13 protein-coding genes are annotated in these 13495 nt (G+C 61.0%); 10 read left to right on the forward strand and 3 right to left on the reverse strand.

The features are described 5' to 3' along the window. Positions 1 to 29 precede the first annotated feature (29 nt). On the reverse strand, positions 30 to 656 hold the full coding sequence (locus K7A42_RS02465; RefSeq protein ID WP_112555481.1) for a GDSL-type esterase/lipase family protein: 627 nt from the start codon (positions 654 to 656) through the stop codon (positions 30 to 32). A 55-nt stretch (positions 657 to 711) separates the two neighbouring features. After that, positions 712 to 1623 carry a 2-dehydro-3-deoxygalactonokinase gene (locus tag K7A42_RS02470; protein ID WP_112555483.1) on the reverse strand — a complete coding sequence of 304 codons (912 nt, stop codon included), beginning with the start codon at positions 1621 to 1623 and terminating at the stop codon, positions 712 to 714. Positions 1624 to 1739: 116 nt separating this feature from the next. Between K7A42_RS02470 and K7A42_RS02475 the strand changes: the two genes are divergently transcribed. The 9 genes from K7A42_RS02475 to K7A42_RS02515 all read left to right on the forward strand — a co-directional run bounded on the left by K7A42_RS02475 (position 1740) and on the right by K7A42_RS02515 (position 11447). Then, a complete protein-coding gene (locus K7A42_RS02475; RefSeq protein ID WP_004438166.1) occupies positions 1740 to 2648 on the forward strand; it encodes a dihydrodipicolinate synthase family protein in 909 nt (302 codons plus the stop codon). Further along, entirely contained in the window at positions 2645 to 3811 is a 1167-nt protein-coding gene (locus tag K7A42_RS02480; RefSeq protein WP_044459757.1) for a mandelate racemase/muconate lactonizing enzyme family protein, read from the forward strand. The genes K7A42_RS02475 and K7A42_RS02480 overlap by 4 nt, the downstream gene beginning before the upstream one ends. Positions 3812 to 3835: 24 nt before the next feature. Next, on the forward strand, positions 3836 to 5107 hold the full coding sequence (locus tag K7A42_RS02485) for an ABC transporter substrate-binding protein (RefSeq protein ID WP_004438170.1): 1272 nt from the start codon (positions 3836 to 3838) through the stop codon (positions 5105 to 5107). Between the two features lie 66 nt (positions 5108 to 5173). Beyond that, the gene (locus K7A42_RS02490; protein WP_112555485.1) at positions 5174 to 6100 is read left to right on the forward strand and encodes a carbohydrate ABC transporter permease; all 927 of its coding nucleotides are present in this window, start codon (positions 5174 to 5176) and stop codon (positions 6098 to 6100) included. Positions 6101 to 6110: 10 nt separating this feature from the next. Beyond that, a complete protein-coding gene (locus K7A42_RS02495; protein WP_112555486.1) occupies positions 6111 to 6941 on the forward strand; it encodes a carbohydrate ABC transporter permease in 831 nt (276 codons plus the stop codon). Positions 6942 to 6943: 2 nt separating this feature from the next. Beyond that, positions 6944 to 8026 carry an ABC transporter ATP-binding protein gene (locus K7A42_RS02500; RefSeq protein ID WP_022563544.1) on the forward strand — a complete coding sequence of 361 codons (1083 nt, stop codon included), beginning with the start codon at positions 6944 to 6946 and terminating at the stop codon, positions 8024 to 8026. After that, a complete protein-coding gene (locus tag K7A42_RS02505) occupies positions 8023 to 9003 on the forward strand; it encodes an NAD-dependent epimerase/dehydratase family protein (protein WP_044459759.1) in 981 nt (326 codons plus the stop codon). Before K7A42_RS02500 ends, K7A42_RS02505 begins: the two co-directional genes overlap by 4 nt. Continuing rightward, the gene (locus K7A42_RS02510; RefSeq protein WP_174151624.1) at positions 8931 to 10682 is read left to right on the forward strand and encodes an SMP-30/gluconolactonase/LRE family protein; all 1752 of its coding nucleotides are present in this window, start codon (positions 8931 to 8933) and stop codon (positions 10680 to 10682) included. Before K7A42_RS02505 ends, K7A42_RS02510 begins: the two co-directional genes overlap by 73 nt. A 3-nt stretch (positions 10683 to 10685) precedes the next feature. Then, positions 10686 to 11447, forward strand: a complete 762-nt coding sequence (locus tag K7A42_RS02515; protein WP_034498395.1) for an SDR family NAD(P)-dependent oxidoreductase — start codon at positions 10686 to 10688, stop codon at positions 11445 to 11447. A gap of 93 nt (positions 11448 to 11540) precedes the next feature. Here K7A42_RS02515 and K7A42_RS02520 read toward each other — a convergent pair whose 3' ends face one another. Then, the gene (locus tag K7A42_RS02520) at positions 11541 to 12767 is read right to left on the reverse strand and encodes an MFS transporter (protein ID WP_112555489.1); all 1227 of its coding nucleotides are present in this window, start codon (positions 12765 to 12767) and stop codon (positions 11541 to 11543) included. A gap of 120 nt (positions 12768 to 12887) precedes the next feature. Here K7A42_RS02520 and K7A42_RS02525 point away from each other — a divergent pair, with 120 nt between their 5' ends. After that, on the forward strand, positions 12888 to 13481 hold the full coding sequence (locus K7A42_RS02525; RefSeq protein ID WP_004438189.1) for a TetR/AcrR family transcriptional regulator: 594 nt from the start codon (positions 12888 to 12890) through the stop codon (positions 13479 to 13481). The last annotated feature ends 14 nt before the right edge of the window (positions 13482 to 13495 follow it).

A 13495-nucleotide genomic window follows, 5' to 3' on the forward strand; every position in this document is an offset into this window, starting at 1 on the left:
ATGTCGATGCCGGGCTTCTTTCCTGAAAATCAGGCGAGAAGCGCCGGCGTCTTCCGAAGTGCCTCCGCCCAGACCGCGTAACCTGCGGTATTAAGGTGAACCAGATCGGGAAGATAATAGCGGAACATCGGCAGGCCGTTTTCCCCCATAAGGCCGGCATTCGGGTCCAGCCAGACGGCGTCGTTGGAGTTTTCGCACCAGTCCTGCGCCATGCGGTTGAAAAGGTCGAATTCGCCACGATAAATCCAGCGCGCGGGGCTGTGCTTGATGGCCAGAACAAAAACCTGCGTCTGCGGCAGCTTCTGCAGGATGCGCTGTCTGAGCGCCTGCAGATGTTGCAGCGCCGTGGCCGCCTTTAAGCCATCGCTGGCTATGTCGTTCTCGCCGAAATAGAGCGCCACTCTCCGGGGTCTCAGCGGCAGCAGGAGTTTTTCCATGTAGTGAACGGCCGAGAGGCAGGTGCCGCCGCCAAAGCCGAGATTGACGATGTCGAGCGTGCCCAGATCCTCGGCGATGGAGTTCCATATCCGGAAAGATGAGGAGCCATAAAAGGCAATCGGGTCCACCGGCAGCCCGAGTCGCTGAAGGCGCGTCAGGATGGTGAGGATATCGTTTTCGTGACGGCTGGTGCCGATGCTGGCCGGATAATCGTACATGTTGGTCCCTGGTATTGTGAAGGCCGGACACCAGGTGTCCAGCCGGCGTTTCCATTCAGGAAAGCGTCTTCTGCAGAACCGCCAGGGCTCCCTTCGTCAACGCGTCGTCATCGCCCATTGATATTCTGAGGCCGAATTCGCCAGCGGCAATCAGATAGAGATCGTTGAGCCCATCATTGCCCACAATCGCCGCATCGTCTCCCTCTGCGTACCATCCCGCATCGCGGGCCTGCCGAAATTCCTGTCCGATGACCAGCCCACGGACATAAGACCGCAGCTGCTGTGCCGACAGTTTGCCGGCGAGCCCGCCTGTGCGTGCGGAAAACAACAGCGACAGCATGGCTGCGGATTTTTTGGCCTCTTTCAAACCCCACAGGTATGCCTCCGGATCGTCGACCGGCGGCTGTGCGGAACCGCGCGCGATGAAGGAGTGATTGATGAGTAGGTTGAAGATTTCACCGGTCACGAATGTCTGGAAACCATCGATCCGCCCTGTCTTCACCCGTGCCCATTTGCTGTGGGTTCCGGGGATGATGAGGGTGGCGTCTTCCGTAAGGCCGTGGCCGACGATCTGGGTTTCCTCGCCGCGCATGACATCCGGAAACGGCTGGCGGCCGGGGTCGTTCAGGCCTGGCAGGAATACAAGGTCGGACCCATTGGGCAACGTCCTGCGCACCGTGCCGGCGGCAAGTTCCGCCGGTCCCGCCGGGCAGGGCACATAGGCCACCTCGACCCAGCCGTTGCGGCTGGTGATCATGCCAAGCGCGGCCACGGGCAGAGCGCCGTGTTTTGAAAACCAGGGGGCGAGTGCGTTCATGAGGGCAGGCTCATGTTGCCCTTCGGCAAGGCTCGAAATGCCGTCGGCGGTTTCCAGATGTTCAAGTTCCGCCCCGTCGTTACCGACAAGCGCCGCTCGCAATGATGTCGTTCCCCAATCGACGATGATCGATGTCGCCCGTGCTGCCATTTCCCTGAACCTCCTCGTTCATTTCATCTGGGGGCTTGTCATAGGGCTCAAGTCTATGTAGTGTCAATTAGTGAATTCAAGGTATCAATATATGATACTCAATTGGGAGGAGTAAGATGGTGGCTGGCCTGAAGGGAATTTTGCCCGTTTTGCCAACGCCTTTTCTGGCGGATGGCGGTATTGACCAAGCGGGTATGGAGCGACTGGTGATCTTCGCGCTCGAAAAAGGCGTGGATGGTGTGGTGTTCCCGGGTTTTGCCAGTGAGGTTGAGACTTTGGATGCTGCAGAGCGTGCGTCGCTGCTGAAGATCGTTGTTGATGCTGTTGCTGGCCGGGTGCCGGTCGTGGCGGGCGCGAGCGCGGCAGACTGGAGAGACGTGGTTGAACATGGCCGCGCCGCATCTGATCTCGGTATTCGCCACCTGATGGTTCAGCCGCCAAAATCGGTCGGGACTGATGCGCCGGCGCTGATCGAGTTTCTGGGTAAGGTTGTCGAGGCGCTGCCCGGGGTTGAAATCATCCTGCAGAACGCGCCTGCGCCGCGCGGGTCTGATCTGTCGCCGGAGGCGATTGTCGAGATCGTCCGGTCTCTGCCGCAGGTCACCTACGTCAAGGAAGAAACGCTGCCGGCCGGTCCCGCCATCAGCCATATCATCGCCCATGCGCCCTCAACATTGAAGGGTATCATCGGCGGCGGCGGCGCCCGTTACATTCTGGATGAATATGCGCGTGGCGCCACCGCTGCCATGCCGGCGCTGGAGATCGTCGAGGAACACGTGGCAATAGATCGCGCTCTCCGCGCGGGCCGTCAGGATGAGGCCCGGAAAATCTATGTCCGCACTCTTCCGCTTCTGGTTCTGCAGGCGGTTTATCGCATGCGGCTGACCAAGTACGTGCTGGCCCGCCGTGGGGTGATCGAGGGTCTCGGTGTCCGCGCGCCCACCCCGGAACTCGACAAGGCGGCGATTGCCGATATCGACGCCAACCTCGTCGAGCTCGGCCTTGTCGCCCCGGAGGCCGCATGAACAGCCCCGTTGCAACCATCGAAGTCTTCACGCTGACCCAGCCACGCAAAGTTCCCTATCTCGGAGCGCTGCGGGAAGGTGAAGTGGTCAACCCCAATGGATACATCGTCAGAAAGGGCAACCGCACGGTCTATCCAACCTTCGACCGCAGCGTGCTTCTGCGAATGACGACGGAAGCCGGCACCGTCGGCTGGGGTGAGACCTATGGCATCGTAGCACCCGGTGCGGTGGCGGCTCTCATCAACGACCTGCTGGCCGGTTTCGTGATCGGCCGCGATGCATCCGATCCATCGGCGATCTACGACGATCTTTACGATATGATGCGCGTGCGCGGTTATACCGGTGGCTTTTACGTGGATGCGCTTGCTGCAATCGATATCGCCCTCTGGGATATTGCCGGACAGGAAGCCGGAAAATCCATTCGAGACCTGCTGGGTGGCGGCGTGGACAATTTTTCGGCCTATGTTTCCGGCCTGCCGGAGAAGACGCTGAAGGCGCGCGGAGAGCTGGCGAAATACTGGCAGGATCGTGGCTTCGACGCCTTTAAATTCGCCACGCCCGTTGCCGATGATGGGCCGGCGGCGGAACTTGCCAATCTTCGGCAGGTGCTCGGCCCGCAGGCGAAGATCGCCGCCGATATGCACTGGAACCAGACACCGGAGCGGGCGCTGGAGCTCATCGCAGAAATGCAGCCATTCGATCCATGGTTCGCCGAGGCGCCCGTCTGGACGGAGGACATTGCCGGGCTGGAAAAGGTTTCGAAAAATACCGACGTGCCGGTCGCGGTGGGCGAGGAATGGCGCACCCATTGGGATATGCGCGCCCGCATCGAACGCTGCCGTATTGCGATCGTGCAGCCGGAAATGGGCCATAAGGGTATCACCAATTTCATCCGTATCGGCGCTCTCGCAGCCGAACACGGCATCGACGTCATACCGCACGCTACCATTGGCGCCGGCATATTCCTTGCCGCCAGCCTGCAGGCATCGTCGACGTTGCCGACGCTGAAGGGGCACGAATTCCAGCATTCGATCTTCGAGCCGAACCGCCGCCTGCTGGAGGGCGACATGGATTGCCGCGAAGGCAGGTATCACCTGCCGTCGGGTCCGGGACTGGGCGTAAGACCGTCGGAGGCGGCGCTCGCCCTTATTGAACGTATCTGATTTGGTTCTTTGGAGGAGGAAACCATGACCAAAAGAATGAAGAAGCTGGCGCTGGGTACGGCGACCGCCGTTTTGATGACGATGAGCGCCGTTGCCCCTGCCATGGCCGATACCGTCCTGAAATTCATTTCCTGGCAAACGGATGACGCGGGAACGGGTGAATGGTGGCGTTCGGCAATCGCCGCCTTCGAGAAGCAGCATCCCGGCGTGAAGATCGAGTTCACCAAGGCGGAACGCAGCTCCTACGCGGATACGATGACCACGCTTTTCGCTGCCAACCAGCCGCCGCAGATCGTGCATCTCGCATCCTTCGAGTTCCAGATGTTCGCCGACAGCGGCTGGCTGGAGCCGCTCGACCCGTGGCTTAAGAAGGACGGCATCGACATGACCGGCTGGGCCGGTCAGCAGAAATGCGAATGGAACGGTGAGACCGTGTGTATTATGACGAACTACTTCGGCTTCGTCATGGCTTATAACAAGAAGATCCTGGATGAGGCGGGCGTCGCGGTTCCGAAGACCTATGACGAGTTTCTGGCGGCCGCAAAAGCCACCACCAAGGATTTGAACGGTGACGGTATCATCGACCAGTTCGGGACCGGCCACGAGACCAAGGGCGGTCCCGGGCAATATCTGACGGAGATGCTGAACTATGTCCTCGATGCCGGCGCATACTGGACCGACAAGGACGGCAATATCACCATCGATACGCCGCAGATGGTGGAGGGTCTTTCACGCTGGAAAACCGTCATGAAGAGCGGGATCAGCCCGGTCGACATGAGCGCCAGCGACGTGCGCAAGCTTTTTGCCGATGGCAAGATGGCGATGCGTCTCGACGGGCCTTGGCTTTACGGCACCACCGAGAAGGGTTCAGCCAAGGCTGACATCGTTTACGCGGCACCCCCGCTTCATCCGCCGCTGGGAGGATCGTCCAACGTGCTCGCCATGCCGGCCGATATTCCCGATGACCAGAAGGCGCTCGTCTGGGATTTCATCAAGCTGACGATGTCGCCGGAGTTCCAGCGCAGCTATGCCACCCTTGGCGGCAACACCCCGCCAAGCCCCAAGGCCGACGTGTCGGGTGTCGAAAAGACCATCCCGCATTTTCCGGTACTGATCGAGACGATGAAGGCCGCATCCGAGGCGGGTATCGACCGCATTCCGACCGGACTTGAGCTCTTCTACAATGAATTCAGCAAGATGGTGATGGAAGAAAGCCAGCGGATGATCATTCAGGACCTCGATCCCGCGGAGGTGGCAAAGACCATGCAGGCGAAGGCCGAGGCCATCAAGGGCTGATCCCGTTTTGCCATGGCCCGCCTGGCGGGCCGTGGTTACCATCCGCATCCGGCAGGAGGACCATCCATGACCGCACCCGCTCGGGCCGGGCGCCGCAAGTTCTTTGATCTTGCGCGTCCCAGCCGGCAACATCTCCTCGGCTATATTCTGATCGCACCCGCGGTCCTGATGGTTGCCGCCATCATCGTCTGGCCGCTTGTGCTGGCCATCGACCTGTCTTTCCAGCAGGTCAAGATACCGCGGCTCGGTGGCGCAAGCCGGCCGTTTTCACTGGGCAATTACACCTGGCTTTTCTCATCGCCGGAATTCTGGCTCGCCTGCTGGGTGACGCTGAAGCTGGTTGTCGTTGTCACCGCGGGCAGCGTGGCCGTTGGCCTCAGCACGGCGCTTCTGGCCAATAACCGCTTCAAGGGCCGAACCGTTGCGCGGCTGGGAATGGCGCTGCCCTGGGCAGTGCCGGAAATCATCGCGGTCGTCATCTTCGCGTGGATGTTCGATACGTCCTTCGGGCTGTTCGGATGGCTGGCGATAAAGCTCGGTTTCACCGACCAGATGATCCCGTGGGTGAGCAGTTCGACAGCCGCCTTCTGGGCTGTCGCTATCACCATGGTCTGGAAGGGTTTTCCTTTCGTGTCGATCATGTGCCTCGCCGGTCTGCAATCCATTCCGGCCGATTATTATGCGGCCGCCAAGGTGGATGGCGCGAGCGTCTGGCAGCGTTTCCGCTGGATCACCATGCCGCTTTTGATGCCGGTGCTGGGCGTGACGCTGGTGCTGACGCTTCTGTGGGTGTTCCGCGACTTTTCCATCATCAAGGTTCTGACCGGTGGCGGACCGCTGAGGTCGACCCAGACCCTGTCGATCATGACCTATGACCAGGCCTTCCAGTATCACAATTTCGGCCGCGCCGCCGCCGTCGGCGTGCTGACACTGGTGATCTGTATCGTCGCGAGCCTTCTGATGCTCGGCCGGCGTTCGAAATCGATCTATTGAGGAGGCTTTGATGAAACGGACATTTTTACAGAGCCTTGCCCTTTACTCGACTGTCATCTTCACGCTGGTGATGATCCTGTTCCCGGTCTACTGGCTTCTGGTCACGGCGCTCTCCACCACCGATGAACTGTACCGCCTTCCGCCGACCTTCTGGCCGGATGATGCGCAATGGGACATTTTCGCCAGGGTCTGGGCCGCGAAGCCGATCCTGCTATGGCTGTGGAACTCGATGCTTGCGGCCGTCGGTTCGGTGGCGCTGTCGATGCTCGTCTCCGTCAGCGCCGGTTATGCCCTTTCGCGTTATTCCATGCGGGGCGGCGCGACCATGGGTCTCTTCGTCCTGACGGCGAAGATGCTTCCTGCAACGCTGCTCGTCATTCCGCTGTTTTCGATCTTTTCCAGCTTCGGTCTGATCGGCAGCCTCTGGACACTGGTGCTGGCGCATTCGACCATGATCATTCCTTTCGCCACATGGATGCTGAAAGGCTATTTCGACACCATTCCGAAGGAACTGGAGCAGGCCGCGATGGTCGACGGTTGCTCGCCGATCGGTGCAATGGTCCGGGTCGTGCTTCCGATCGCCACACCCGGTCTTGCTGCCACGGCACTTTATGCCTTCGTGCTCAGCTGGGCGGATTACGCCTATGCCCGCACCTTCCTCGTCAACTCGCCGGACAACTGGACGGCCAATCTCGGCATCACCACGATGCAGGGCGAATACGTCACCTACTGGAACGACATTTCCGCCGCATCCGTGTTCATCGCGCTGCCGATCATCGCAATCTACCTGTTTCTGGAACGTTATTTGGTCGGCGGACTCACCGCTGGCGCGGAGAAATAAGCATGGCCAATATTTCCATTCGCAATGTCAGCAAGTCCTATGGCGCCCTCAACGTGCTCAGGCCCTTTTCGCTCGAGATCGAAAACGGCGAGTTCGTGGTGCTGGTCGGGCCTTCCGGCTGCGGCAAGTCGACGATGCTGAAAATCCTTGCAGGCCTTGAACCGGCAAGCGAAGGGCAGATCTTCATCGGCGAAAACGAAGTCACGGATCTGGCGCCGGGTGACCGCGACATCGCCATGGTGTTTCAGAATTACGCGCTTTATCCGCACCTGACGGTCCGGCAGAACATCGGCTTCGGCCTGAAGATGCGCGGCACGGACAAGACGGAGATTGATCGCCGGGTGGATGACGCGGCGCGCATTCTCGAGGTAACGCCCTATCTCGATCGCAAGCCGAAGGATCTCTCGGGCGGACAGCGGCAGCGCGTGGCGCTCGGCCGCGCCATCGTGCGTCAGCCGCAGGCCTTTCTGATGGACGAACCGCTGTCCAACCTCGATGCCAAGCTGCGCGTCCACATGCGTGCCGAAATCGGCGCCCTGCACAAGCGTATCGGTGTCACCACCGTTTATGTGACGCATGACCAGGTGGAAGCCATGACCATGGCGGACCGGGTGGTTATCATGCAGGGCGGCATCATCCAGCAGATCGCGGCGCCCGATGAGCTTTTCAACAATCCGGCCAACCTCTTTGTCGCCGGTTTCATCGGATCGCCCGGCATGAATTTCCTCAACGCGGAACTGCGTGACGGCGCACTGACTGTTTTCGGCCAGAAGGTAAACCTGCCGGCGGCATCTGCCAGGCAGGGTAGCGTGATCGTGGGCTTGCGGCCAGAGCATCTCGTTCTGGGCGATGGGCCGGTGACCTTCAGCGTTCGCCCGACGCTGGTGGAAAGTCTGGGATCGGAAAAATACGTCTATTTCGATGCGGAAGGCGCAAGGGTCGCAGATGGCGAGGAGGGCAGGTCCAAGGGGCTGATCGCCCGCGTCTCGCATAGCGGCAACCTTCGGGCTGACGAAGCGCTTCAGCTCGGCTTTGATCCGGCACAGCTTTATCTCTTCGACGCAAAGACCGGAGCACGGCTATGATCCTCGTCACCGGATCGGCAGGCCGTGTGGGTCGTGCTGTCGCCGCTGCCTTGCGTATGGACGCTCGGGCGGTCCGCGGCTTTGACCTTCGTCCGTCGGGTACGGGCGGTGAGGAGGTCGTCGGATCGCTGGAGGACGGGCAGGCGCTGTCCAAAGCCATGGAAGGTGTGAGCGCCGTTCTGCATCTCGGGGCCTTTATGTCATGGGCGCCGGAGGACCGGGACCGCATGTTTGCGGTCAATGTCGAAGGCACGCGCCGTCTTCTGGATGCGGCCGCAGCCGCAGGCGTGCAGCGGTTCGTCTTCGCCTCTTCAGGAGAAGTCTATCCGGAAAACCGCCCCGAATTCCTGCCGGTCACCGAGGATCATCCGCTTCGCCCCAGTTCGCCCTATGGCCTGACCAAGCTTCTGGGCGAGGAACTGGTTCGCTTTCACCAGCGGACTGGCAGCATGGAAACCGTGATCCTGCGCTTTTCTCATACGCAGGATGCGGCTGAGCTGCTGGATCAAGACAGCTTCTTCTCCGGCCCGCGTTTTTTCCTGCGACCGCGCATTCGGCAGCAGCGGAATTTCGGGAACGTTGCGATTGCCGAACTGCTACAGTCCCGGGATATCGGCGAAGCGTCACATATATTGGCGCGTAATGAAAACGGCCGGCCATACCGCATGCACATAACCGATACACGCGATATGGTGGCCGGGATCCTGCTCGCCCTCGATCACCCTGACGCGGCGGGCTGCATCTTCAATCTCGGCGCGGATGAGCCATCCGATTTCGCCGAGCTTCTGCCGAAAATGGCCGCGGTGACCGGCCTCCCCATCGTGACTGTCGATTTTCCCGGCGACGGCGTTTATTACCATACGTCTAACGCGCGGATCAAAAACACCCTGGGGTTTGAGGCACAATGGACGATGGACCGGATGCTGGAAGAGGCGGCCGCCGCAAGGCGGCAGCGTCTCGCGAAGGAGACGCGATGAAACCCGAGACACCGGGCGGCACCGCTGCGCTGGCGAAGGGGTTGACCCTTCTCGACATGGTGGCCGATGCGCCGGAGCCGCCGCGTTTTGCGGAACTGTTGCGCGCATCCGGCCTGCCCAAGCCGACTTTTGCCCGCATCCTGCGCACCCTCATAGCCTATGGGCTCGTCCGTCAGGATGAGGCGCGTGGAACCTATGTTCTGGGCCAGCGCTTTCTCGAAATGTCCCACAAAGTCTGGGAGAGCTTCGATCTGGTATCGGCCGCGACACCCGAACTCGAGAGGTTGGCTGCCGAACTGGGCGAGACCGTAGCGCTCTGCCGGCTGGACGGCATCATGACGCAATATCTTGCGGAACGTTCTCCAAACGGTCTCTCCGTGCGGGTAGAAGTGGGACGCCGGGTTCCTTTGCATTGTACCGCGCCGGGCAAGGCGCTGCTTGCCTTTCAGGACCCCGCTGTCGGCCGTTCCCTGCTCGATCGGCTGACGCTGGATGCGCAGACGCCGCGGACGATTACCACGCTCGATGCACTTCAGGCCGATCTGACGCTGACGCGGGCGAGGGGTTACTCGATCTCCTATGAGGAGCACCTGCCAGGGGTGAATTCCGTTGCCGCACCCGTCATGGGCCGTGACAATACGCCGATGGGTGTGCTTGTCGCGCTCGGGCCGTCGTCGCGGCTCGATGCGTCCAACATTCATCCTGCCGGGCGCGAACTGATTGCCGCTGCACGCCGGATTACCGGCGCCGCCGGGGCTGTCGCCATCAGCTCGCGGCCACGACCGCGTTCGGTAACAGGACGCCCCAGCGCCGAACTCAGCTGCATTCTTCCCTGGGGGGCGCAGCTTGGGGAAAGCCCGGTCTGGCATGAAGGCGAAAACGCGCTCTACTGGGTGGATATTCTGCACCCCGCCGTCCATCGTTTCGATCCCGCCACCGGCCGTAACGAAACCTGCGAGACAGGTAAGCTGGTCAGTGCCGTCATTCCAGTCTCCGGAGGGCGATTGCTGGTGGCGTCGCAGGATGGCGTCGAATGGCTGGACTTCACTTCGGGCCGGCTGACACCCTTCGTCAGCCCGGAGGCTGGCATTGGCGATAACCGCTTGAACGATGCCAAATGCGGGCCGGACGGCGCCATCTGGGTCGGGTCGATGCGCATCGATGCCTCCAAGCCCACCGGCGCGCTTTATCGGATCAATGCCGATGGGGCATTCGAACGCAAGGAAGGCGGCATCGTCGTCTCCAACGGTCTCGGCTGGAGCCCCAATGGCAGGACCTTCTATTTCGTCGATACGGTGCCCGGCCTTATCCATGCCTATGATTGTGATCCGACGACGGGCGCCCTGTCGCAGCGCCGTGAATTTGCCCGTATTCCCGTGGCCGACGGCCGTCCGGACGGCCTCGCCGTGGATGCGGAAGGCGGGGTGTGGTGTGCGATCTGGGACGGCTGGTGCGTGCGCCGCTATCTTCCGAACGGCAAGCTGGATCAGGTGATCGAGATGCCGGTGCCGCGCCCGTCGAGTGTGGCCTTCGGCGGGCCGGACCTGTCGACGCTCTTCATCACCAGTGCCCGCACGCGCCTGCCGGCATCCACGCTCGCCGACGCCCCGCTGTCTGGTGGCCTGTTCTCCTGCCGCCCCGGAATTGCCGGCGCGCGCATTTCACTGTTCGAAGGATAAATTATGCGTCTTGAAAGCGTCTTTGGTTTGAAAGGCCGCACGGCGCTCGTCACCGGTTCCAGCCGCGGCATAGGGGCGGCCATAGCGGAAGGGCTGGCGGGGGCCGGCGCGCATGTCATCCTGCATGGCGTGAAGCCGGGTGCGACAATCGCCGTGCGGAAACGCATCGCGGACGGCGGTGGCTTGGCCCAAGAGCTGGCCGGTGATCTCTCCGAACCGGGCGCCGGGCGCGATCTTGTCGAGCGCGCTGAGACGGTCGCACCGGTTGATATTCTCGTCATCAATGCGAGCGCCCAGATCAATGCGGTACTGTCGGAGCTGAACCCCGATGATCTGGCGTTTCAGCTGGCGGTCAATCTCGGGTCGACAGTGGACATGCTGCAGACGATCCTGCCGCGCATGGCGTCGCGAAAATGGGGAAGGGTGGTTTCCATCGGCTCGGTCAACCAGTTGCGGCCGAAGGGCATCGTCACCGCCTATGCCGCCACCAAGGCTGCGCAGCATAATCTGATCCAGAGTCAGGCGCGCGACTATGCGAAGGACAATGTTCTCCTCAACACTCTAGCGCCCGGTCTGGTCGATACGGATCGCAATGCCCATCGCCGGGACGAAGACCCCGAAGGCTGGGCTGAATATGTCCGGACCCTGAACTGGATGGGACGAGCCGGTCAGCCGGAGGAAATGGTGGGCGCCGCCATCTTCCTGTCTTCGCAGGCCTGCAGCTTTATGACCGGCGAGAGTATTTTCCTGACGGGCGGTTATTGACTTCTCCGCATATCCTGCGCGGAGAAGCGTTTTTGAAGCGTCTACTCATGAGAAGCGGTGCGGTCCGTTCGTTTCAGTGTCCGCCAGCCCGGATCATTCGGCGGGCTGCGCTGCCGGAGACCCACCCGGATGCCTTCGCTCCGCCGAGAGGCTGCGCTGACCAAGCCCAATGATCGTCACCGTTGAAAGGCTTGCGGCGACCGACACCCAGAAGCCATTGTCCGGGCCGAAATTGTCGATCACCCATCCCGAGACGAAAGCGCCCAGCGCCATGCCGATACCGATACCGGTCATGACCCAGGTCACGCCTTCCGTCAGCATCGATTCCGGCACCCGGCGTTCAATCAGGCCGAAAGCGGTGATGAAAATGGGAGAGATTGCCACACCGCTGAGGAACACGGCAAAGGCAAGCAGGGCGACACTGGATGCCGCGACGAGGAGCGGCAGCGCCGTCAGGGCAAGAACGCTGACAGCGATCAGCAATTGCCGGTGCAGCGGCGTTTTCGGGTTGAGCGCACCAAGAAGCAGGCCGACGACGAAAGAGCCAATGGCATAGACGCCGATGACGAGGCTGGCTGCTTCCGGCTGGCCGAGTTCCTTGGTGATGGCGACGGCGCTCACCTCGGCGGTGGCGAAAGTCGAGCCGACGAAGATGAGTGCGACCGTGATGATCTGTACCGGACGCAGCCATATTGCAGAACGCTGCCGACGGCCGCCCTCGACCGGGCGCACTTTGGGTTCTGTGGATCGCTGCAGAAGAAAGGCAAATGTTCCGACCGCCAGAAATGCCGTGCTGATCATCATGCCCGCTTCTGGAAAAAGCGAAACCGCAAGCCCGACGGAAAGCGATGCACCCGCAATGTAGACAAGTTCGTCAGCCGCGGATTCGAAGGCAAAGGCCGTATTCAGTTCCGGCCGGTCCCGAAAGAGTTCCGTCCAGCGGGCCCGCATCATGGCGGGGATGCTTGGCATGGCGGCGGCGAGGAAGGCGGAAAGAAACAGCGTCCACGCCGGCCATCGCTGATTGGTGGCGATGATCAACGCCGCAAAGGCGAGGACGGATAGAATGGTCGCGGGGATGAGAACGCTGCTTTGGCCCCGGCGGTCCACCAGCCGCGAGATTTGCGGCGCGACGGCGGCATTGGTCAGCGCGAAGGTTGCTGATACGGCGCCTGCCAGCGAATATTCGCCATGCGTTTGCGACAACATGGCCACGATGCCGATCGGCGCCATGGCGATGGGGAGGCGGGCAAAGAAACCTGCAGCTGAAAAGCCTTTGGCGCCTGGAACCCGGAAAATTTCTCTGTATGGATTAGACATCGGATGCACCTTGTTTAGGGAGTATCCACCACAAACATACGTGGCGTATGTAAATGAAATAATTGCATACGCGGCGTATGTCAACTAATATACGCGACGTATGTGGATGCTGGAGCAAAAATGCGCAAACCTCGCAGTGAAATGATTGCTGAAACGCGGGCAAAGCTGCTGGCTGCCGGACGCAGGGCGTTTGGCAGTATTGGTTATGCTGAGGCCTCCATGGATGATTTTACCGCCGAGGCAGGGCTGACCCGTGGTGCGCTCTATCATCATTTCGGGGACAAAAAGGGTTTGTTGCTGGCGGTGGTGGCCGAGATCGACGCGGAGATGACAAAACGGCTTTGCGAGATTTCTTCGAGAGCCTCGACGCGTTGGGAAGGGTTCGTCGAGGAGAATGTCGGCTATGTCCGTATGGCGCTTGAACCGGAAATCCAGAGGATCATGTTTCGCGATGGACCGGCCGTACTTGGCGATCCATCCCGCTGGCCAAATGCCAACGGCTGTATTTCCGCTGTTTCGCGCAGTCTCGATGCGCTCAAGCAGGAGGGAACGATCGCCGATATCGATTCCGAGGCGTGTGCCCGTTTCATCAATGCGGCGAGCAGCAGCGCCGCCCAGTGGATTGCCAATTCTGACGATCCGGAAACAACGTCGGAACGGGCCGTAAGGAGTTTCCGGACCTTTCTGGATGGATTGCGCATCAGCAAGGGCTGATCCCCGGGCGCCAG

Origin of the sequence: Agrobacterium sp. InxBP2 (assembly GCF_026191755.1) — a bacterium.
Classification (GTDB): Bacteria; Pseudomonadota; Alphaproteobacteria; order Rhizobiales; family Rhizobiaceae; genus Agrobacterium; species Agrobacterium pusense.

Excerpts from the sequence above, each read along its gene's own strand:
- K7A42_RS02510 (WP_174151624.1), top strand. The coding sequence starts at position 8,931 with ATGGACGATGGACCGGATGCTGGAAGAGGCGGCCGCCGCAAGGCGGCA.
- K7A42_RS02520 (WP_112555489.1), bottom strand. The coding sequence starts at position 12,767 with ATGTCTAATCCATACAGAGAAATTTTCCGGGTTCCAGGCGCCAAAGGC.
- K7A42_RS02505 (WP_044459759.1), top strand. The coding sequence starts at position 8,023 with ATGATCCTCGTCACCGGATCGGCAGGCCGTGTGGGTCGTGCTGTCGCC.
- K7A42_RS02500 (WP_022563544.1), top strand. The coding sequence starts at position 6,944 with ATGGCCAATATTTCCATTCGCAATGTCAGCAAGTCCTATGGCGCCCTC.
- K7A42_RS02470 (WP_112555483.1), bottom strand. The coding sequence starts at position 1,623 with ATGGCAGCACGGGCGACATCGATCATCGTCGATTGGGGAACGACATCA.
- K7A42_RS02490 (WP_112555485.1), top strand. The coding sequence starts at position 5,174 with ATGACCGCACCCGCTCGGGCCGGGCGCCGCAAGTTCTTTGATCTTGCG.
- K7A42_RS02525 (WP_004438189.1), top strand. The coding sequence starts at position 12,888 with ATGCGCAAACCTCGCAGTGAAATGATTGCTGAAACGCGGGCAAAGCTG.
- K7A42_RS02495 (WP_112555486.1), top strand. The coding sequence starts at position 6,111 with ATGAAACGGACATTTTTACAGAGCCTTGCCCTTTACTCGACTGTCATC.
- K7A42_RS02475 (WP_004438166.1), top strand. The coding sequence starts at position 1,740 with ATGGTGGCTGGCCTGAAGGGAATTTTGCCCGTTTTGCCAACGCCTTTT.
- K7A42_RS02465 (WP_112555481.1), bottom strand. The coding sequence starts at position 656 with ATGTACGATTATCCGGCCAGCATCGGCACCAGCCGTCACGAAAACGAT.
- K7A42_RS02480 (WP_044459757.1), top strand. The coding sequence starts at position 2,645 with ATGAACAGCCCCGTTGCAACCATCGAAGTCTTCACGCTGACCCAGCCA.
- K7A42_RS02515 (WP_034498395.1), top strand. The coding sequence starts at position 10,686 with ATGCGTCTTGAAAGCGTCTTTGGTTTGAAAGGCCGCACGGCGCTCGTC.
- K7A42_RS02485 (WP_004438170.1), top strand. The coding sequence starts at position 3,836 with ATGACCAAAAGAATGAAGAAGCTGGCGCTGGGTACGGCGACCGCCGTT.